Raw genomic sequence first — 19181 nt, 5'->3', positions numbered from 1 at the left:
TAAAAAAAGCCCTTAAAGGGCTTTTTTTAACGCAACTTAGTTAGAAGCTAGAGCTTTAACTTGTGCATTTAAACGGCTCTTATGACGAGCAGCTTTGTTCTTATGGATGATACCTTTGTCAGCCATACGGTCGATTACAGGTACTGCAGTTTTGTAAGCTTCAGAAGCTGCTGCATAGTCACCTGCAGCGATCGCTGCTACTGTGCGTTTAAGGTAAGTACGAACCATAGAACGTAAGCTTGCGTTGTGTTTACGTGCTTTAACGTTTTGACGAGCACGTTTTTTTGCTTGAGCAGAGTTTGCCACTCGTGCACTCCTTGAAATTGATTGGTCTGGGCGGGCTGAAATTTCAACTAAATACAAACATTAGAAGAATTTACACCAGCCCGTAAACAAGTGCCATATTGTGATTAAATGATGCGGCAAAGTCAAGTCTTGACATGCTTTGACAACATTTTTGATGCAGATAAAATGCGGTTAGCACGTTAGATTATATAAATATTGGAAGGAATGGCGAAAAAATGATTAAAAATATTAAAAGTGCAATAGTTATAGGGGCAACTGGTTTAGTTGGTCGATCTTTGGTAAATCATTTGAATCAATTGGTAGATTGCGAAAGAATTGTCGTAGTTGTTCGTAAGCATGATGAACAATTTGAACAGTTCACCAAAGTTGATCAGTTGGTCATTGATGACTTTTTAATGTTAAATGATGAGGACGCTTCTGGATTCTCACATGCGTTTAGTTGCCTAGGAAGTACAATTAAAAAAGCAGGCTCTAAAGAAAATTTTTACAATATCGATTTTGAGATAAATGCTCATTTTGCTGATTTGCTCGTGAATACCGATACTTTTTTTGCAATTGTAAGTGCGGAAGGTGCGAATGAAAGATCTCCATTCTTCTATAATCAAGTGAAGGGAAAGTTAGAAAATTATCTAAAATCATTATCACTCTATCAATTGGCGATCATTCGACCTTCACTCTTAATTGGTGAAAGAGCTGAAACAAGGACACTCGAAGATATTTCTCAGAGTATTTTCAAGCGAGTATCGCAATTTCTGCCAAATACATTCAAATATAAGCCAGTGACAGCAGAGCAAGTCGCTAATACTATGGTCGTGAGCGCAAGAACTCAAAATGAAAAAATTAAGATTTATGATAATTTAGAGATTCAAAAACATAACTGAGGGTATAAAAAGTGACAACGCCAACATTTGTGACGTGTGATTTACTGGATGACCATCCTGATTTAGATATTCAAGTATTGTATCCATCTATTGATGGAAAATTCTTCAAAAGTTACGGCGGTGTAAAAAGCTTTGGGGGTGAAGCTGTCACTGTTAAATGTTTTGAGGATAATTCACGAGTAAAAGAGTTACTCGCTACAGATGGGCAAGGCAAAGTTTTAGTTGTAGATGGTGGTTCTTCCATGCGTTGTGCATTGATGGGAGATATGATTGCTGAGTCTGCCGTTAAATATGGATGGGGTGGTGTCATTATTAATGGTTGTGTTAGAGATGTTGATGCTATTGCGAGTTTAAATCTAGGCGTGCACGCACTTGCGGCTATACCTCAAAAAAGTAATCGCAAAGGGGTGGGCGAAACCAATATCACGATTCAAATTGGAAATATCACAATCCAACCAGGTGATTATATCTATGCAGACAATAATGGAATTATTGTGTCCAAGACAAAATTAGTCGATTAATTTAAATAAAACAAAAACGAGGTAATCAGTATGGTGATTCATCAATTAAAAGTGGCTCAGGCGCTAGCTTCAGCTGTTGCAGAAGGTGGACGTGGGACTTCAGGTACACCGTTTCCTAAACAGCCAGAAAAAGCATTAAAGCTTTACGAATTTGAAGGATCACCATTCTGTCGTCGTGTAAGAGAGGTGTTGACTTTACTTAATCTTGACTACGAAGTGTATCCTTGTCCGAAAGGTGGAAGGGTCTATCGAGATCAAGTAAAAACACTTGGTGGTAAGATTCAATTTCCTTTTTTAATTGATGAAAATACTGGGGCTAAACTTTACGAGTCTCAGGATATTATTCACTATCTTTTTAAGCATTATGGTGAGACAGGTCAAACACCGAAGCAATTCTCACACTACCCCAAATTGCCTGTAGTTGCTCTAGCTGGAACACTGATTAATGGTGCTCGTGGGATTTTTATAAATAAAGCGATTAAGCAGAGGCCACAACCCGAGCATTTAATTGAGCTGTGGGGGTTTGAAGCGAGTCCATACACCAGAATCGTGCGCGCTGAACTCACAGAACTTGAATTACCATTTAAGTTTCATAATGTTGCTAAAGAGCGTTGGCAGGATCAAGGACCAGCGATTTTAAGATTGAAGCCTGGGAAATATATTCCTTTGGCTGGCGGTAAACGCGAGCAGGTTGTAAAGGTAATGAATCGCAAGGGGAAGGATATACAAGTCCCGTACTTAGTTGATCCTAATACAGGCGTAAAATTGTTCGAATCGAAGAAAATTGTAGAATATTTAAGAAAAAATTACGGTTAATTTTAGTTTGAGTGCTTTTTGGTCATGAATATAGGTGTATTCGTGACCAGATGCTAAGATAGACCATCATTTTGAGTTTTCAGCTTTTCTTCCCAAACTATGTTTAAAAAAATTTCTGATTTGTTTCAAAAAAAACCATCGGCTGAGCAAGTTTATTTACAGACTCATCAAATTCGTCATGATCCTGAATTAGGATATATTATCGATGACGTTGTTTTGAATGAACTAAATGAAAGATTGTCATATTTTTCGAACCGAAAGGTTACTCGTTTTGATGATTTGGAGAATTTATTTTATCGGGGAATGTTGATCAAAGAGAAAATAGATCTCGAGTTGAATACAGGTCGTTTTACAACGAGATTAGGTAATAATCAACAGAATCTAGAACAGTTAAAAAAATTCGTGATATTGCTCAATGATTATTATCGTGAATTCAAACGTGAGCGCTAATGTTTGCGACTGAATGTTTGTGATATCTAAAAATAACTCATTCTCGATTTTGAACATGATAAAATAGTGCAATGTCCTACCAGACTTTTAAAGCGATCTTCATGTTCCAAAAAGAAATTTCTCAACTTAATCTATCACAAATAAAATCTGGCGAAAAAAGATGGTTAGGGGCGCTTAAAGGCTCTGCCATCGCTTTGCTTTTAAAAGAAATAAGTCAAAACTCTGATCGACTCTTTGTTCTGGTAGCTAGAAATAATCAACATTTAGCTCAACTTGAGAGTGAACTTGAATTTTATGGTGTGAAGCCCACCATCTTTCCAGATTGGGAGATCTTACCTTACGATCGGTTGTCTCCGCATCAAGATATTGTCTCAGAAAGATTATCAGTGCTCTCTAATATGCCAACAAAAGGGATAATACTCATTTCAAGCACAACTTTGGCACAACGTGTTGCGCCGACGTCTTGGGTGTTAGGTGAGCATTTTGATATTAGCGTTGGGCAAAAATTTGATTTAGAAAAGCAGAAACAACGCCTGATTCAGGCTGGTTATCATTTGGTCGATACTGTATATGATCATGGAGAATTTGCTGTTCGGGGAAGTTTAGTTGATATTTTTGCTTCAGGGCAAGATGCTCCAATTCGAATAGATTTGTTTGATGATGAAATTGATTCTTTAAAATTTTTTGATCCAGAAACTCAAAGGACCACGACGAAACTTGAACATTTTAAGGTTTTACCAGCTAAAGAGTTTCCTTTAAAAGAAGGTAGAGCTCAATTTCGAGACCGTTATGCTGAAGAGTTTCCAACGGCGAACCCGAAAAAAAATCCAATTTATCAGGATGTAATGGAGGGTATATCTTCACCGGGATTGGACTATTACTTTCCGCTGTTCTTTTCAAAAAAAGAAATGCTAGAACAAAGTAGTATTACATCATACTTACCAAATCATTCCATTGTCATTACAGATCGCAATATTGAAAGTGAATTAACTCAATTTTGGAAAGATATTTATCAGCGTTATGAAGACCGACGTCATAATGTTGATCAACCTTTATTAGCTCCAGAACAAATCTTCTTTCAACAAAATCAAATTTTTGAACAACTCAATCAGTTTCCTCGTATTATCGCATCTGACGAAGTTTTTGAACCTAAAGCGGGTGTAATTAATACCTCTGCTGAACAGCCACCTCGTTTAGCGGTCGAGCCTAAACATCAACAGCCATTTCATGCTGTAAAATCATTTATTGATGCTGCGCAACACCCTGTCTTACTCGTCGCTGAAAGTGCGGGACGTCGTGAATCGTTAAAGGACTCCTTGCGAGCAAGTATGGGTGAAATTCCTGTTGTAGAGCATTATCAGGAGTTTATTAATCAACAATATTCAGTAGCAGTAACGCATGCACCACTTGAACGTGGCTTGGAGATTAAGGGACAAATATCTGTCATTTCAGAAAATCAACTCTATGAGCATCGTGTTGTACAACGCCGTAGAAAACGCCAGCATGAAGTTTCTGAAGAGTTCTTAGTTAAAAGTTTAACTGAATTAAGTATAGGTGCTCCTGTAGTTCATATTGATCACGGTGTAGGTCGCTATGCGGGATTAGTGACTTTATGTATTGATGATCAAGACCACGAATTTTTGCAACTTAATTATGCTGATGATGCCAAAGTCTATGTTCCTGTCACCAATTTGCACCTGATTAGTCGATACAGTGGAGGTGATCCTGATTTAGCACCACTGCATAAACTTGGTACTGATGCTTGGAATAAAGCTAAGCGCAAAGCACTAGAACAGATACATGATGTTGCAGCCGAACTTCTTCATATTCAAGCAAGACGCCACTCAAAACCAGGTATCCAATTTGAATTAGATCACACTACTTATATGCAGTTTGTTAGTGGTTTTGCTTATGAAGAAACGCTTGATCAAGCGAATGCTATCGAAGCGACTTTATACGACATGCAACAAGCTAAACCAATGGATCGTTTAGTCTGTGGTGATGTTGGATTTGGTAAGACAGAAGTGGCGATGAGAGCTGCTTTTGTTGCTGTACAGAACAATAAGCAAGTTGCTGTTTTAGTTCCAACAACTTTACTTGCGCAACAGCATTATGAATCTTTCAAAGATCGATTTGCTGATTGGCCTATCCGTATTGAAGTGTTATCTCGATTTGGCTCAAATAAAACACACTTAAAAACGATCGAAGATTTGGCAGAGGGTAAAGTTGATATCGTCATTGGAACGCATAAAATTTTGCAGGAAAATGTCCAGTTTAAACAACTTGGATTGATGATTGTTGATGAAGAACATCGCTTTGGTGTGCGAGATAAAGAACGTATTAAAGCGATGCGTGCCGATGTAGATATGCTGACGCTAACCGCTACGCCAATCCCGCGTACCTTAAATATGGCGTTTTCAGGTATGCGTGACCTCTCAATTATTGCTACACCACCTGCACGCCGTCTCGCTGTTAAGACCTTTGTCAATGAGCAGACCGATGCCACGATGAAAGAGGCGATCTTGCGTGAACTATTACGTGGTGGTCAGGTTTATATTTTGCATAATGAAGTGGATACCATTGAACGAGCGGCTGAAAATATTCGGTTGTTAGTTCCTGAAGCTCGGGTTGCAGTTGCGCATGGTCAAATGCGTGAGCGTGAGTTAGAACAGGTCATGCAGCAGTTTTATCATAAAGAATATAATGTATTGGTGTGTTCGACCATTATTGAAACGGGAATTGATGTACCAAATGCCAATACAATTATCATTGAGCGAGCAGACAAGCTAGGTTTGGCACAACTTCATCAACTGCGTGGTCGTGTGGGGCGCTCTCATCATCAAGCCTATGCGTATCTGATGGTTCCGTCTATTAAAGGCTTAAAAGGTGATGCTGAAAAACGACTTGATGCCATTCAGCGTGCTTCTACTTTAGGCGCTGGTTTTGTATTGGCGACAGAGGATTTAGAAATACGTGGAGCAGGCGAGCTTCTAGGTGAGCAGCAAAGTGGTTCAATGCATGCAATTGGATATAGTCTATATATGGAAATGCTTGAGAAAGCGACTAAAGCCATCCAAAATGGTAAGACTCCTAACTTTGATGCACCTTTGTCACTCACCGCAGAAATTAGTTTACATATGCCTGCATTAATTCCAGATGAATATTTAGGTGATGTGCATCAGCGTTTATTGTTCTATAAGCGAATTAGTAATACGGATACACAAGAAAAACTCGATCATATCCGTATGGAGCTTATCGATCGTTTTGGTGTGCTACCTCAACAAGTGAAATATCTTTTTACTGTTCATCAGGTGCGTATAAAAGCAGAAAAATTAGGTATTACCAAGATTGATTTGAGTAAGCAGGGTGGCCAAATTGAATTTTCACCTGATACTCCTGTTCAAGCGATGAGTATTATCCAAATGATGCAAAAACATCCGACATTTTTTAGAATGGACGGTGGTCAACGTCTGAAAGTGATGGTTATGCTTGAGGAAAATGATAAAAGAATTCAGTTTATTAATGATCTTTTAGATGAGTTGATGAGGGGGCTCAACTGATCTAAGTTGGGCTTGAATCAATACTTGTTCATTGCTCAAAATGCACTGGCTGACAGTCAACCTTATAGGTTGATTTTTTAGCGATGCATTGCAATGAATGAGTGAGATTCAAATCAATGAAATACATATTTTTTTGTATCGAAACACATGACTAATAATACTCAGTCTAAAACTGTTGTGTTAGTATTAGCTATCCATTTAATTTTTGCGTCATTTATAAATATATGTTTAGTTTGCATCCACAACTTGCTCAAGATACTTTTTTTGTTGGCGACTTTCCACTTTCAACTTGTCGTTTAATGAATGACATGCAATTTCCATGGTTGATTTTGGTACCGCGTGTTCCTGGTGTAACTGAATTATATGAATTAAGCCAAGCAGACCAAGAACAATTTTTAAGAGAATCTAGCTGGTTATCTAGTCAATTATCTCGAGTTTTCCGTGCGGATAAAATGAACGTTGCAGCACTAGGAAATATGGTTCCTCAACTTCATTTTCATCATGTAGTTCGTTATCAGAATGATTCTGCATGGCCTAAGCCTGTTTGGGGTGCTTCACCTGCAGTTCCTTACAGTAATGATGTTTTAGCGCATATGCGTCAAACGCTCATGCTCGCGCTACGTGGTCAAGGTGACATGCCTTTCGATTGGCGTATGGAGTAAATACGTCAATTTCAGGGAAGAATAAAAATAATGTGAATTGAGGTAATAGCAATTGCCATTTGAACGAATGCTGGATAAAGAGCCACAGCAATTTGAAGTACTCCTCAGGATGATGGGGTATGTGATGATCGCGATTCTTGTTGTGATCTATTATTTCACTTCACAAAACCAAAATTATCAGATTTTATACCCTCTATTTATTTTCTTGCTGATTCTATTAGCGCCCCGAATTTCACACAGTATCCAATATCGTTATGGTAGTAAAACCAGACGTTTTGCGTTCTTTATTATTGATGTTGTTGTTGTAGCTACCGCCTTAGCAGCAGTGCATTTAAGTTTGTTGCCAACATTTGTTTTCCTGTTTGGATTAGTGTATACCGCCGTTAATAATAAAATTTCGATGATGGTGAGTTCGATTGCAATTTTAGTTGCGATCATTGTTTTTTATATTTGTACAATTTTTATTTTTGGTTTTGAAGATTATTTCCAGCAAACTTCAATCGAATTGTCCGTAGTCTCGTGTATATGTGCGATTCTTTTTGTGAATTTTGCTAATTATTATCAGAATCGACGTGTAAAAAAATTAGATGTTCAACGTCAAACTTATTTTAAAGAAATGAATCGATATATTGAGTTATCGAATCAGTTAAGCCGCTATGCACCAATTCAATTGTGGCAATCAATCATGCGTGGTGAAACTGAAGCGAAACTTGAATATAAACGAAAAAAAATTACGATTTTTTTCTCTGACATTCAGGGATTTACTGAGCTTTCAGAGACTCTTATTCCAGATGACTTAGCTTTTGTTTTGAATGACTATCTGAGCCATATGACTGAAATTGCCAAGCAATATGGTGGAACAATTGACAAGTTTATGGGAGACGCGATTCTCATTTTCTTTGGAGATCCAGATTCGCAAGGGGTTGAACAAGATGCCAAAAATTGCATCGATATGGCGATGGCAATGCGTCAACAAATGAAATTTTTGCGTGAACGCTGGGTGAAAATGGGATACTCAGCACTGCATATACGTATGGGCATTAGTACAGGTTATTGTCACGTTGGTAACTATGGCGCAGTTCATCGAATGGCATATACCATTGTTGGGCGGGATGCAAATTTAGCTGCAAGACTTCAAAATGCTGCAGAAATTGATGAAATTTTAATCTCGGATGAGACTTATAAGTTAGTTAAAAACTATTATCTTTGTGCACCTCAGGAACCTATAGAGCTGAAAGGGATTCATGGTTCAATTAAAAGTTGGCAGGTCATGGAAAAATATAGCACCAAGCAAACCCATCAACATTGGTTTGATTACGAGTACAAAGGGTTTCAACTGGTGCTGAATATGGAAGAAGTACAAAATTACGAATATGCTGAATTAATCGCAGTTTTAGAAAAAATGATTGAACGTATTAAACTTCAGCAGGATTTAACCAACTCTTCTGGTATTGTGAAGTTAAAACTATCTGATGAAGTAAAATATCTAAATTAGGATTTTATATCTACATAAATAAAAAGGTCACTTAAGTGACCTTTTTTATATGGTTTTACAAATGATTAATGATTTTCAGAAGCATGGTTAATCGTGTACTTCGGAATTTCAACTTCTAAATCATCATTTTCAATTTTTACTTGACAAGAAAGACGTGAATCAGGCTCTAAACCCCAAGCACGATCGAGTAAATCTGCTTCTACATCATTCATTTCTTCAAGACCGTCAAAACCTTTACGAACAATGACATGGCAGGTCGTACAAGCTGCAGACATATCACAAGCATGTTCAATTTTGATACCATTTTTTAGAAGGCTTTCGCAAAGATTGGCATTTTGCTCAACTTCAAACTCAGCACCTTCAGGGCAAATTTGCGCATGTGGAAGAACTTTAATACGTGGCATAAATTTTTACCTATGTTTAGTTTGAGTTTGACCAATCGTCAAGCTTAGTGCCTTTGAGAGCATGATCAATATGTTGATTCATTCGTTTTGCAGCAAATGCATCACTATGAACTTTTAACGCAGCAACAGCAGCTTCAATTGCTTCAATATCAGAAGTTTCAAGTTGTTGAGCCAAATGAGTTTGTGCAGAAATTAAATCCTGAGCTTCCTGTTCAGTCAAGAGTTTAATATCAGCTTTAAGCGCTTGAGAAAGAGCTTCAAGTTCTCGTTGAGCTTCAACTTTAGTTTCATGTAAATGACGAAGGGCTTTATCTTCTGCTGCAAATTTAAAACCATCAACCAGTAGGCGCTCCATATCAGTATCAGATAAACCGTATGATGGTTTAATATCAATCTGAGCTGAGACGTTAGATGTTGTTTCACGAGCAGATACCGATAAGAGACCGTCAGCATCGACTTGATAAGTCACTTCAATGCGTGCTTGACCAGCAGTCATCGGTGGAATGCCGCGTAAAACAAAACGTCCGAGACTACGGCAATGTTCTACTAAATCGCGCTCACCTTGGACAACATGGATTAACATCGCAGTTTGACCATCCTGATACGTGGTGAACTCTTGACGACGAGCGACAGGAATTGCAGTATTGCGTGAAATTAATCGCTCTACTAGTCCACCCATGGTTTCAATACCAAGTGATAATGGTGTTACATCAAGTAGTAGAGAACCATCTGTACTATTACCAATTAATTGGTTGGCAGTAATTGCAGCACCGATTGCAACGACTTCATCTGGATTAATGGTACACAGGGGTTCTTGACTAAATACTTCTGCTACAGCTTTTTGTACCGCATAAGAGCGAGTAGAGCCACCTACTAAAACGACATTTTTTATATCGTCTAATTTCAATTTAGCGTCACGTAATACTCGTTTGCACACTGAAATCGTTTTATCTAGAGCAACTTTAATGATGCTTTCAAACGTTGAACGATCCAAAGTTAATTCGTTTTCTAAAAGCTGAAGATTAACTTGATCTTGGTCCGATAAAGCTTCTTTCGCTTTACGTGCTGCAACAAGGAAGTGTGCATACTCGTTATAATCTAAGGTCTCGATATTGAGTGATTTTTTAGCCCACTTGACGATAAGACGATCTAAATCATCGCCTCCAAGTGCAGTGTGTCCACCTGTAGCGAGTACCTCAAATACACCCTGTGAGAAACGTAGGATGGAGACGTCGAAAGTACCACCACCTAAGTCGTAAATCACATAATTTTGATCTGTACTTAAATTTGTTGCTTGATCTAAACCATACGCTACAGCTGCTGCTGTAGGTTCGTTTAATAATCTCAGTACGTTTAAACCAGCGAGCTGTGCAGCGTCTCGTGTTGCTTGACGTTGTGCCTCATCAAAATAGGCAGGTACTGTAATGACAGCACCATTTATGGGATTTTTTAAACTTGCTTCAGCACGATCTTTTAGATTTTTTAGAATTTCAGCAGAAATTTCGACAGGTGTTTTACGACCTTGCGCTGTTTCAAAAGCAGGCATCTGATTGTCTTCACCCACCAATTGATATGGGTGTTGAAATTTAATATCAGCTTTTGAGCGTCCCATAAAACGTTTTACAGAGACAATAGTATTCTGTGGGTCACGAGTTATAAACGGTTTTGCGTCATTGCCGAGCACAGTAGAGTTTTCAGCATAATGTACGATAGAAGGAAGTAACACTTGACCTTGTTCATCGTTTAGAACTTTAGGTTTGCCAGAAAGCACAGTTGCTACAAGAGAGTGGGTCGTACCTAAATCAATACCAATAGCAATGCGATGTTCATGTGGCGCACTTGATTGTCCAGGTTCAGCAATTTGCAAGAGTGCCATGTGTTAAATCCCTTGAAAATAAAACAAAAAAATAAAATTAGAATTCGTCATCTAAGTCAAAATCTTCATCATCGAGAATACGATCTTCAGCTTGATGTATATCATTCATCACTTTTTGGAAGAAACGTAATTTTCGAACAGTATCGCGAGACTCAGCCCAATCTTCAGCTTCATAGTCTATTTTGAATTCGCGAACTAAACCATCAATCCATTGTTGCACTTCAGTTTTTAAAGATGAAAGTTGTTCAGAACTTTGAGCTTCATCTAACTGTTCACGAATTTCTAATGCAGATTGTAAAAATTCGAAATCATTGATGGATTGATCTAAATGATAGTCTTGTTTTTTGAGTGTAAGTAAATATCCAGCACGGCTGTCAACTTGAGATAAAACTTTATAAGCTTGATTGATTTCGCTAGATTTGATCAAGGCTTGGTCTTTATTTTCAGCTTTATCTGGATGATATTGTTGCTGCAATTTTAGAAAGTTAGCTTTCAAAGTTGCTAAATCAATATCGAGTGCTACAGGGAGATTAAACAACTCAAAATGATTCATGGATTGGAAATTCCAAAATAGTGAAAAATAAAAGTGGGCGCTGAATAGAATTAAAACAGTGCTGGGCACTGTTTTAATCAGGTAAAAAGAGAATGATTATCTTAAACAGTGAAAGATTCACCACAACCACATTCACCTTTTTTGTTTGGGTTGTTGAATTCAAAACCTTCGTTTAGACCATTTTTAACATAGTCCATTTCCATACCTTCTAGATAAACAAGGCTCTTCGGATCAACGAAAACTTTAACCCCAAACTGTTCAAAGACTTGATCATGTTCGTCAACTTCATCAACGAATTCGAGAACATAAGCCAATCCAGAACAACCTGAAGTTTTCACACCAACGCGAATACCTTCACCCTTACCGCGATTCAATAAATAATTGCTGATATGAGTTGCAGCATTTTCAGTTAAATTGATCATGAAAACTCCATTCAATCATCAAGCGCTAAATTAAGCTTTCGCTTTTTTGCTACGGTAGTCTTCTACAGCAGCTTTAATTGCATCTTCTGCAAGTACAGAGCAGTGTACTTTTACAGGAGGAAGCGCAAGTTCATTTGCAATATCAATATTCTTGATTTGCTGTGCTTGGTCTAAAGTTTTACCTTTTAGCCATTCAGTTACAAGTGAACTTGAAGCAATTGCAGAACCACATCCGTAAGTTTTGAAGCGAGCTTCTTCAATTACACCATTCTCATCCACTTGGATTTGAAGACGCATAACGTCACCACAAGCTGGTGCACCGACCATACCTGTACCTACGTTTTCTGCGTTTTTATCTAAAACACCAACATTACGAGGATTTTCGTAATGATCAATCACTTTTTCGCTATAAGCCATGATGCGTCTCCAAACCTCAGGGTCGGCTGATAATATTTAATATGGGTGCATCTTATTAAATTTCAATATTTAAGCTTAATAAGATGCATGTGTTTGGTTTAAATTAGTGTTCTGTCCATTCAACTTTCGACAGATCAATCCCTTCTTTGTACATATCCCAAAGTGGAGAAAGGTCACGTAATTTTTCTACAGCAGCTTTTGTCACTTCTAGTACGTGATCAATGTCTTCTTCAGTCGTATATTTACCAAAACTGAAGCGAATTGAACTGTGTGCTAACTCATCAGATAAGCCTAATGCACGAAGAACATAAGAAGGTTCTAATGTTGCAGAAGTACAAGCTGAACCAGATGAAACAGCAGCATCTTTAAGTGACATCATTAAAGATTCACCCTCAACGAAGTTAAAACTTACGTTTAAGTAGTTTGCTACGTTTTGAGTCGGATGACCATTTAAGAAAACTTGTTCAAGATCTTGTAGACCATTCCAAAGTTTGTCACGTAGAGTGCGTAAGCGAGTTTGTTCAGCAACTAGGTTTTTACCTGCAAGTTCAAATGCTTCACCCATACCAACAATTTGGTGAGTTGCAAGCGTACCAGAACGCATACCGCGCTCATGACCACCACCATGCATTTGAGCTTTAAGACGCACACGTGGACTACGACGTACGTAAAGTGCACCGATACCTTTAGGGCCATAAATTTTGTGAGCAGAGAAACTCATTAAATCAATTTTCATGGTTGATAAATCGATTTCAACTTTACCAGCAGCTTGAGCGGCATCTACGTGGAAATATGTCTTATTCGCACGAGTTAATTCACCAATAGCGGCAACATCAGTCACAGTACCAATTTCATTATTGACCATCATTAATGAAACAAGAATTGTATCTGGACGTAAAGCGGCTTGAACCATTTCAGGAGTAATTAGACCTGTTTGAGCTTCTGGTTCAAGATAGGTAATTTCAAAGCCTTCTTGTTCTAATTCACGGCAAGTATCTAAAATTGCTTTATGTTCAATTTTACTCGTAATGATGTGTTTGCCTTTTGAAGCGTAGAACTGTGCAACACCTTTCAATGCAAGGTTGTCAGATTCTGTAGCGCCAGATGTCCAAACGATTTCGCGTGGATCTGCTTTTACAAGATTTGCAACTTGCTCACGAGCGTATTCAACTTTTTCTTCAGCTTGCCAACCATATGCGTGCGAACGTGATGCAGGGTTACCAAAAGTCCCATCGAATGTAAGGCATTCCATCATGCGCTCAGCAACTTGTGGGTCGACTGGAGTCGTTGCAGCATAATCAAGATAAATTGGACGTTTCATGTCAAATACCTGTAACCGATAAAAGGGCTGAATCTAATGGAGCTGTATTCTGGCGGATCGCAACAGTTTGAACGTTATCGCGAGCAACTAAATCAGCAAGAGAGATTTTAGCTAAGTAATCGGCAATGTGGAGGGAGAGTTCTTGCCATAAATCGTGAGTTAGACACATTGCGCCATTTTGGCAGTTACCTTTGTGGTCACAACGTGTTGCATCAACAGTTTCGTTTACAGCTTCAATAATTTCTAAGACCGTAATATCAGAAGCATTACGCGCTAAATGGTATCCACCATTAGCACCACGTACACTCGAAACCAAGCCATGACGCTTTAATTTAGCAAATAGTTGTTCTAAATAAGCCACAGAAATAGTTTGGCGAGTAGCAATTTCTGCCAAAGTAATGGTTTGTTCAGTCGGCTGCAAAGCTAGATCAAGTAATGCAGTCACTGCGTAGCGACCGCGAGTGGTTAAGCGCATGATTCGATACACGTGTAAAAGGCTAGATGATGAAATTTTATGAATTCCGACTAATTTAGTCAAGTATTTTTTCTAAAAACCAACTAAATTAATCGGAATTAAATATGGCGAGGATTTAAACAGATAAAACTTTATTATTTTAATAAATAATCAATAAATTATACACGATTAAAGCCACGAAGAGAACCGAAACTATCCCGAACGCAATATTGATACGTTTTTGGTTGGTTTGCATGCGACGAATACGATTTTTATATTGTTTTACCTCTACTTGAAGTGTATTGATTTTAGATCTTTGTAAGTCAATTTTTTCAAGTAATGGTGCAATGCGTTTTCTCGAAGCCTTTGTATCTTGGTCTTCAGAAGCTGTTGTTAACCAGTTTTTCCAATCTGAAAGTAATTTCGGTGTTGAGAGATGTAATGCTAAATCTCTGAATTCGTCTTTAAGGGTTTGATCACCTTCAATACGCATTTTTTTCAAACTTCTGCGGTTTGCAAACCCGAAAATTTGAATGATATCGACTAAAGTACTACTTACCTTGAGGTCAGGTTCTTTTTCTGGCGCTTGAAGGTCAAATAAGATGCCTTTATCCGTAAATTGGATATAGAAGTCAAAATAGGGGATATAGCTATTCATTTTAATTGTAATTTGTTGTTCTACAAATTTTTTTGCTTGAAGGCGAACAACATAGTCATGTTTTAAGACGAAAGAATAGAATGTCTCTAAAACTAACATAACAATGTTAAGCAACAAACGGGTATGACCTTGTTGTTGTTGCGATTCACTCATAAAAAAATCCTATTCAAATTTAATAAATCTAAAAAGTTCTATTAACACAAACTTAAATTAAGTCTAAGATTACATCATTTATCATTGCTTTGTAGAACAGTTTTGAACAAGGTTCAATAGCGATATTTGATATTATCAATGTATTTTATGCACGAATAGTCAGTTTAGAGGCTAAAATATACAGGAGTGTAACGGTGGATCAAGATGTAAATAACAATAAAGAACAGGAATTAATGGACAACTCACAACCTGCAAACTCACGTAAAACAAAGCATCAACGCAAGTCCACACTTGATTTTCGTAAATATACTAAACAAATTTGGCTTGCTGGTTTAGGTGCTTTTTCTCGCGCAGAGGAAGAAGGTAATAAAATGTTTGACTCTTTAGTCAAAGTTGGTGAAGAGCTTGAATCAAAAACGGTTGAATTTACAGATCAAACAGTAAACAAAGTTGCGGAAAAAACTAAAGAGTCTGTTACGGATAAAAAAGATAAGGTGGAAAAACTTTTAGATCATGGGGTGAGTACTTCGCTTAATCGTATTGGGCTCGTCTCAACTAAAGATGTACAACATCTTGAGAATATGATTTTAGATATTCACCAGAAATTAGATGTGCTCATTGCTGAAAATCAAGCTTTACGAGCCAAACTCGAAAAAAAATGATGGATTTAGAGATAAAACTGTAATTTTGGTATTTTTTGTCGCTTATTTTGATCAAAACAGGTCGAGCAGTATTGCGTTTCCCCCCAAAGCATTGCTATAAAGTCGTCATGGCCTTTTAAAATACAAGCCTTGGATTTTAAACAAACGATATAAGAGGACGTAATCTTCATGAATAAATCAGAATTGATTGATGCGATTGCAGAGAAAGGGGGATTGTCTAAGACTGATGCTGGTAAGGCATTGGACGCGACTATTGCTTCTATTGGCGAAGCGCTGAAAAAAGGTGACTCTGTTACTTTAGTAGGATTTGGTACTTTCAGCGTTAAAGATCGTGCTGCACGCACTGGTCGTAACCCGAAAACTGGCGAAGAATTACAAATTAAAGCAAGCAAAGTTCCTAGCTTTAAAGCTGGTAAAGGTTTAAAAGATTCTGTAGCTTAATTCTTATTAAGTCCAAAACGCGCCGACTTGGCGCGTTTTTTATTAAAAAGAAAATTTATGGCTTCATCTGATATATTCGGTTTGGATTATCAGTTAGAATCGCTTTGAAATAAAATATTGGAATACCTATGGAATCGTTTCGTAAACTCATTAAAGGGTGGCTCGGCAAAGTCCTTCTAGTATTATTTTTGACACCATTGGCATTGGTCGGTATTGAAGGCTATTTCGGTGGTGGAAACAAAGATGGGATTGCTAAAACCGTTAATGATTTAGAAATTTCTAATAAAGAGCTAGAAGTTCAAACGAAGAATTATAAAGATCAATTCTTACAAATGGTTCAAGGTGATGAATCACTTCTGAATCAATCGTATATTGAACAAATGGCTCTAGATAGTTTAATTGATCGTGCTTTATTGGTTCAGCAGGCTGAAAAGTTAGGCATCAGTTTAAGTGATGCTCAGATTGAACAAATGATTGCTCAACAGCCAAGTCTGCAGGTTGATGGTAAATTTTCACAACAAGCTTATGAAAACTATCTTCGATCAATTAATATGACGAGCCAGGGTCTAATCCAAAATTTAAGACAAGATCATGCGCTTCAAATGTTAGTTTCAAGCATTCGTGATAATTCTTTGGTAAGCCAAAGTGATATTCAGCAAATCGCAAATCTACAAGGTGAGCAACGTACGTTATTTATGTCATCTGTAAAATTGGATGATTACAAAACGTCTGTAAAAATAACTGATGCTGAAGTCGCTGCTTATTATGAAAAACATAAAGTGCTGTTTAAGCAACCTGCCTCAGTTGATCTTGATTATGTATTGGTAACGCCTGCTATGGTAGCAAATGCCACAACAACTGTTACAGATGCAGAATTAAAACAAGCTTATGATCAATATGTAACTCAACAAAATAAAAATGCCAAAGTTGAAGTCCAACATATTTTGATTACAACAGATAATCGTACTGCGCTTGAGGCTGAAAAAATAGCCAATGATGTCTATGCAAAAATTCAATCAGGATTATCTTTTGCAGAGGCTGCTCAACAGTATTCTGAAGATTCTAGTTCCAAAGATAATGCGGGTCGAGTTGTTGGTTATGAAGTCGGTGTATTCGGTGATGCTTTTGATAATGCAGTTCAAGCTTCAAAAGGTACGATTTCTAAGCCAGTAAAAACCGATTTTGGTGTACATATTATTCAAGCTAAAGCTGCTCAAGTGAATGTTGCTAGTTTTGAGTCTGAAAAAGCACGTCTTGAAGCTGATTTATTAAAATCTAAAAATGCCAATGCTTATTCTGATCTAGTAAATGGTTTGAATGAGCTCGTTGTAAGTAGCGATGCTTTAGATGTAGTCCCTCAGGAATTAAAATCGGCTAAATTGGTTACTGCGAATAATGTAACTCTTGCAACTCAAAATACAGTCCTAGCGGATCCTGCTGTAAAAGCTAAGATCTTTAGTCAAGATGTAAAAAATGGTGATCGTAACGCGACCAGCAATATACAATTGGCTAATGGTGATACAGTTTGGTTGAAAGTTCGTGAATACCGTGAAGCTGGTGTTCAACCTTTATCAGTAGCCAAAGCGAAGGTTAAAGAAAAGCTGTTGAATCAAAAGGCATATGAAGCTGCTCAAGCAAAAGTTGCTGCAATGTTAAAGGATTTTAAAACACTACCTTCACAGCAGGTTTTAACTAAGCATCAGCAATCTTTCGTAAATGCAGGTGTGTTTACTCGTTCTCAAGGTCTTAAACGAGAAATTGAACGTGCTGCATTTAGTGTGCCTGCACCTAAAGCAGGAATGTGGTCTGTGACTACAGCTCAATTACCAAATGAAATGGTAATTATCGGTGTGGCTGAGGTAAAAAAACCATCTATGGATTCGATTTCGGCTGAAGAAAAACAGCAGCTTGCACAGCTTTATCAAAACTATCGTGGTACACAATTACTTAAAGATTACACTGAGTATTTAAAGTCAGTTGCAAAAATTAAGTAACTCACCAGTAATTCTATCTTCATAAAAAAAGCACTTCGGTGCTTTTTTTATTTTGCTATGATTTATTTAATTCGATTAATTCAAATAAGTATTCCGATACTGGCTTGGACTGCATAGATAATGTTTTTTGAAGGCTTGACTAAATGCAGTCTCTGATGAATAACCAACTTTGTGCGCGATTTGTTGGATTGAAAGCTGGCTCAAGCGTAAAAGTTGACTGGCTAATCTTAAACGGTGTTTCTGTAAGTATGCTAATGGTGTTTCATTCACCATATTTTGAAATAAATGAGCGAATTTTGAACGCGACATAAAGCAAGTTTCTGCCAATGATTCTACAGTCCAGTTTCGTTCTGGTTGGCTGTGAATCGCTGAAAATGCAGGGCTCAATTCTGGGTGAGTAAGTGCATTTAACCAGTTATTCTGATCTGTAAGCGTGGAAATGTAATCTCTCACGCATTCGATTAACATAATACTCACCACGTGATCCATAATCTTATGGCGACCAGGTCGGTTCATCTTGGTTTCATCAGCCACGAAATAAAGCCCGATCCTTAACCACTCCGGCTCTCTAGCATTCAGTGCATTGTTTAAATGGATATAAGTGGGTAAGGCTTGAATCAATGGTCCACCCATAATACTGTCCATGTTAGATCGTATACTGAAGATGAGAGATTTCTCAGATTTATCATCTTCGTCACCGAGGATAATTTCATCATCTCTTAAACCTTTAAATAAATGATCTATTTGAGTAATGTTGACTAATGTTTGTTCTTGATGGCTATAGGCTTGATGTGACATTCCAGAAGGAATAATTGCCATATCTCCAGCTTTTAAGTGTAGCTGTTCGCCATTTTGAAATTTAAAAAAGGCTTCACCGTATAATAAAATATAGGTAATCATGGCTGTTTGATGACTTAACTCAAAAGCCCATTTACCTTGTGCTTGAAGGTAGAGATATTCCGTATTTTTGAGGTGAATATCTTCAAAAACTTGACTGAGGGCATCCATGTTTTTCGTATATTCCCTATACGCTTACAATTGCTGAATCTTAACATGTGTAAAGATTTCTATAATGTATTTTAGCTTCAAAATCGTTGTGGAAATACGACTCAATAGCTTTTTTGGACGATTACGA

General features: G+C 37.6%; 20 protein-coding genes. 10 read left to right on the top strand and 10 right to left on the bottom strand.

Annotated features, from left to right (window positions below; all coding sequences use genetic code 11):
- Window positions 1-36: 36 nt before the first annotated feature.
- A complete protein-coding gene (gene rpsT, locus AC1M9K_RS00755) occupies window positions 37-306 on the bottom strand; it encodes a 30S ribosomal protein S20 (RefSeq protein WP_035263646.1) in 270 nt (89 codons plus the stop codon).
- Window positions 307-521: 215 nt separating this feature from the next.
- Here rpsT and AC1M9K_RS00750 point away from each other — a divergent pair, with 215 nt between their 5' ends.
- The 7 genes from AC1M9K_RS00750 (at window position 522) to AC1M9K_RS00720 (ending at window position 8691) form a co-directional block, all read left to right on the top strand.
- Window positions 522-1187, top strand: a complete 666-nt coding sequence (locus AC1M9K_RS00750; protein ID WP_481588187.1) for a Rossmann-fold NAD(P)-binding domain-containing protein — start codon at window positions 522-524, stop codon at window positions 1185-1187.
- An 11-nt stretch (window positions 1188-1198) separates the two neighbouring features.
- Complete coding sequence (rraA, locus tag AC1M9K_RS00745; protein WP_180027814.1) at window positions 1199-1708, top strand: ribonuclease E activity regulator RraA; 510 nt, start codon at window positions 1199-1201, stop codon at window positions 1706-1708.
- A gap of 30 nt (window positions 1709-1738) precedes the next feature.
- Window positions 1739-2524 (top strand): glutathione S-transferase N-terminal domain-containing protein, encoded by a 786-nt coding sequence (locus AC1M9K_RS00740; protein ID WP_180027815.1) that lies wholly within the window; start codon window positions 1739-1741, stop codon window positions 2522-2524.
- A 99-nt stretch (window positions 2525-2623) separates the two neighbouring features.
- The gene (locus tag AC1M9K_RS00735) at window positions 2624-2974 is read left to right on the top strand and encodes a hypothetical protein (RefSeq protein ID WP_180027816.1); all 351 of its coding nucleotides are present in this window, start codon (window positions 2624-2626) and stop codon (window positions 2972-2974) included.
- A 101-nt stretch (window positions 2975-3075) separates the two neighbouring features.
- Window positions 3076-6534: a transcription-repair coupling factor gene (gene mfd, locus AC1M9K_RS00730; RefSeq protein ID WP_481588560.1), complete on the top strand. Its 3459-nt coding sequence runs from the start codon at window positions 3076-3078 to the stop codon at window positions 6532-6534.
- A gap of 224 nt (window positions 6535-6758) precedes the next feature.
- Window positions 6759-7196: an HIT domain-containing protein gene (locus AC1M9K_RS00725; RefSeq protein ID WP_035263634.1), complete on the top strand. Its 438-nt coding sequence runs from the start codon at window positions 6759-6761 to the stop codon at window positions 7194-7196.
- A 52-nt stretch (window positions 7197-7248) separates the two neighbouring features.
- Window positions 7249-8691: an adenylate/guanylate cyclase domain-containing protein gene (locus AC1M9K_RS00720; protein WP_481588186.1), complete on the top strand. Its 1443-nt coding sequence runs from the start codon at window positions 7249-7251 to the stop codon at window positions 8689-8691.
- A 65-nt stretch (window positions 8692-8756) separates the two neighbouring features.
- On the opposite strand, the gene fdx is transcribed toward AC1M9K_RS00720, so the two are convergent.
- From fdx to AC1M9K_RS00680, 8 genes are all read right to left on the bottom strand, one after another.
- The gene (gene fdx / locus AC1M9K_RS00715; RefSeq protein WP_035263630.1) at window positions 8757-9095 is read right to left on the bottom strand and encodes an ISC system 2Fe-2S type ferredoxin; all 339 of its coding nucleotides are present in this window, start codon (window positions 9093-9095) and stop codon (window positions 8757-8759) included.
- 16 nt (window positions 9096-9111) lie between these two features.
- Window positions 9112-10971 carry a Fe-S protein assembly chaperone HscA gene (hscA, locus tag AC1M9K_RS00710; RefSeq protein WP_481588185.1) on the bottom strand — a complete coding sequence of 620 codons (1860 nt, stop codon included), beginning with the start codon at window positions 10969-10971 and terminating at the stop codon, window positions 9112-9114.
- Window positions 10972-11008: 37 nt separating this feature from the next.
- Complete coding sequence (gene hscB / locus AC1M9K_RS00705) at window positions 11009-11524, bottom strand: Fe-S protein assembly co-chaperone HscB (protein ID WP_092766335.1); 516 nt, start codon at window positions 11522-11524, stop codon at window positions 11009-11011.
- Window positions 11525-11625: 101 nt separating this feature from the next.
- Complete coding sequence (gene iscA, locus AC1M9K_RS00700; RefSeq protein ID WP_035263624.1) at window positions 11626-11946, bottom strand: iron-sulfur cluster assembly protein IscA; 321 nt, start codon at window positions 11944-11946, stop codon at window positions 11626-11628.
- Between the two features lie 30 nt (window positions 11947-11976).
- Complete coding sequence (iscU, locus tag AC1M9K_RS00695) at window positions 11977-12363, bottom strand: Fe-S cluster assembly scaffold IscU (RefSeq protein ID WP_035263622.1); 387 nt, start codon at window positions 12361-12363, stop codon at window positions 11977-11979.
- A gap of 103 nt (window positions 12364-12466) precedes the next feature.
- Window positions 12467-13684 (bottom strand): IscS subfamily cysteine desulfurase, encoded by a 1218-nt coding sequence (locus tag AC1M9K_RS00690; RefSeq protein WP_035263620.1) that lies wholly within the window; start codon window positions 13682-13684, stop codon window positions 12467-12469.
- A gap of 1 nt (window position 13685) precedes the next feature.
- On the bottom strand, window positions 13686-14159 hold the full coding sequence (locus tag AC1M9K_RS00685) for an Rrf2 family transcriptional regulator (RefSeq protein ID WP_035263618.1): 474 nt from the start codon (window positions 14157-14159) through the stop codon (window positions 13686-13688).
- Between the two features lie 139 nt (window positions 14160-14298).
- Window positions 14299-14949: a hypothetical protein gene (locus tag AC1M9K_RS00680; protein WP_481588184.1), complete on the bottom strand. Its 651-nt coding sequence runs from the start codon at window positions 14947-14949 to the stop codon at window positions 14299-14301.
- A 233-nt stretch (window positions 14950-15182) separates the two neighbouring features.
- On the opposite strand from AC1M9K_RS00680, the gene AC1M9K_RS00675 reads away from it, so the two are divergent.
- The 3 genes from AC1M9K_RS00675 (at window position 15183) to AC1M9K_RS00665 (ending at window position 18046) form a co-directional block, all read left to right on the top strand.
- Entirely contained in the window at window positions 15183-15611 is a 429-nt protein-coding gene (locus tag AC1M9K_RS00675) for a phasin family protein (protein ID WP_092766445.1), read from the top strand.
- A gap of 168 nt (window positions 15612-15779) precedes the next feature.
- Complete coding sequence (locus AC1M9K_RS00670; RefSeq protein ID WP_035263613.1) at window positions 15780-16052, top strand: HU family DNA-binding protein; 273 nt, start codon at window positions 15780-15782, stop codon at window positions 16050-16052.
- Window positions 16053-16180: 128 nt separating this feature from the next.
- Entirely contained in the window at window positions 16181-18046 is a 1866-nt protein-coding gene (locus tag AC1M9K_RS00665; RefSeq protein ID WP_481588183.1) for a SurA N-terminal domain-containing protein, read from the top strand.
- A 75-nt stretch (window positions 18047-18121) separates the two neighbouring features.
- On the opposite strand, the gene AC1M9K_RS00660 is transcribed toward AC1M9K_RS00665, so the two are convergent.
- Window positions 18122-19054: an AraC family transcriptional regulator gene (locus AC1M9K_RS00660; protein ID WP_092766332.1), complete on the bottom strand. Its 933-nt coding sequence runs from the start codon at window positions 19052-19054 to the stop codon at window positions 18122-18124.
- Window positions 19055-19181 lie beyond the last annotated feature (127 nt).

The organism is Acinetobacter sp. 24-47-67, from assembly GCF_056779735.1.
Note: the sequence above shows the minus strand (reverse complement) of the source record. Positions and strands in the feature narration are given on the sequence as shown.

Excerpts from the sequence above, each read along its gene's own strand:
- iscU (WP_035263622.1), bottom strand. The coding sequence starts at position 12,363 with ATGGCTTATAGCGAAAAAGTGATTGATCATTACGAAAATCCTCGTAAT.
- iscA (WP_035263624.1), bottom strand. The coding sequence starts at position 11,946 with ATGATCAATTTAACTGAAAATGCTGCAACTCATATCAGCAATTATTTA.
- mfd (WP_481588560.1), top strand. The coding sequence starts at position 3,076 with ATGTTCCAAAAAGAAATTTCTCAACTTAATCTATCACAAATAAAATCT.
- AC1M9K_RS00735 (WP_180027816.1), top strand. The coding sequence starts at position 2,624 with ATGTTTAAAAAAATTTCTGATTTGTTTCAAAAAAAACCATCGGCTGAG.
- AC1M9K_RS00680 (WP_481588184.1), bottom strand. The coding sequence starts at position 14,949 with ATGAGTGAATCGCAACAACAACAAGGTCATACCCGTTTGTTGCTTAAC.
- hscA (WP_481588185.1), bottom strand. The coding sequence starts at position 10,971 with ATGGCACTCTTGCAAATTGCTGAACCTGGACAATCAAGTGCGCCACAT.
- AC1M9K_RS00725 (WP_035263634.1), top strand. The coding sequence starts at position 6,759 with ATGTTTAGTTTGCATCCACAACTTGCTCAAGATACTTTTTTTGTTGGC.
- AC1M9K_RS00750 (WP_481588187.1), top strand. The coding sequence starts at position 522 with ATGATTAAAAATATTAAAAGTGCAATAGTTATAGGGGCAACTGGTTTA.
- AC1M9K_RS00660 (WP_092766332.1), bottom strand. The coding sequence starts at position 19,054 with ATGGATGCCCTCAGTCAAGTTTTTGAAGATATTCACCTCAAAAATACG.
- fdx (WP_035263630.1), bottom strand. The coding sequence starts at position 9,095 with ATGCCACGTATTAAAGTTCTTCCACATGCGCAAATTTGCCCTGAAGGT.
- AC1M9K_RS00665 (WP_481588183.1), top strand. The coding sequence starts at position 16,181 with ATGGAATCGTTTCGTAAACTCATTAAAGGGTGGCTCGGCAAAGTCCTT.
- AC1M9K_RS00670 (WP_035263613.1), top strand. The coding sequence starts at position 15,780 with ATGAATAAATCAGAATTGATTGATGCGATTGCAGAGAAAGGGGGATTG.
- hscB (WP_092766335.1), bottom strand. The coding sequence starts at position 11,524 with ATGAATCATTTTGAGTTGTTTAATCTCCCTGTAGCACTCGATATTGAT.
- AC1M9K_RS00740 (WP_180027815.1), top strand. The coding sequence starts at position 1,739 with ATGGTGATTCATCAATTAAAAGTGGCTCAGGCGCTAGCTTCAGCTGTT.
- AC1M9K_RS00685 (WP_035263618.1), bottom strand. The coding sequence starts at position 14,159 with ATGCGCTTAACCACTCGCGGTCGCTACGCAGTGACTGCATTACTTGAT.
- AC1M9K_RS00675 (WP_092766445.1), top strand. The coding sequence starts at position 15,183 with ATGGACAACTCACAACCTGCAAACTCACGTAAAACAAAGCATCAACGC.
- AC1M9K_RS00690 (WP_035263620.1), bottom strand. The coding sequence starts at position 13,684 with ATGAAACGTCCAATTTATCTTGATTATGCTGCAACGACTCCAGTCGAC.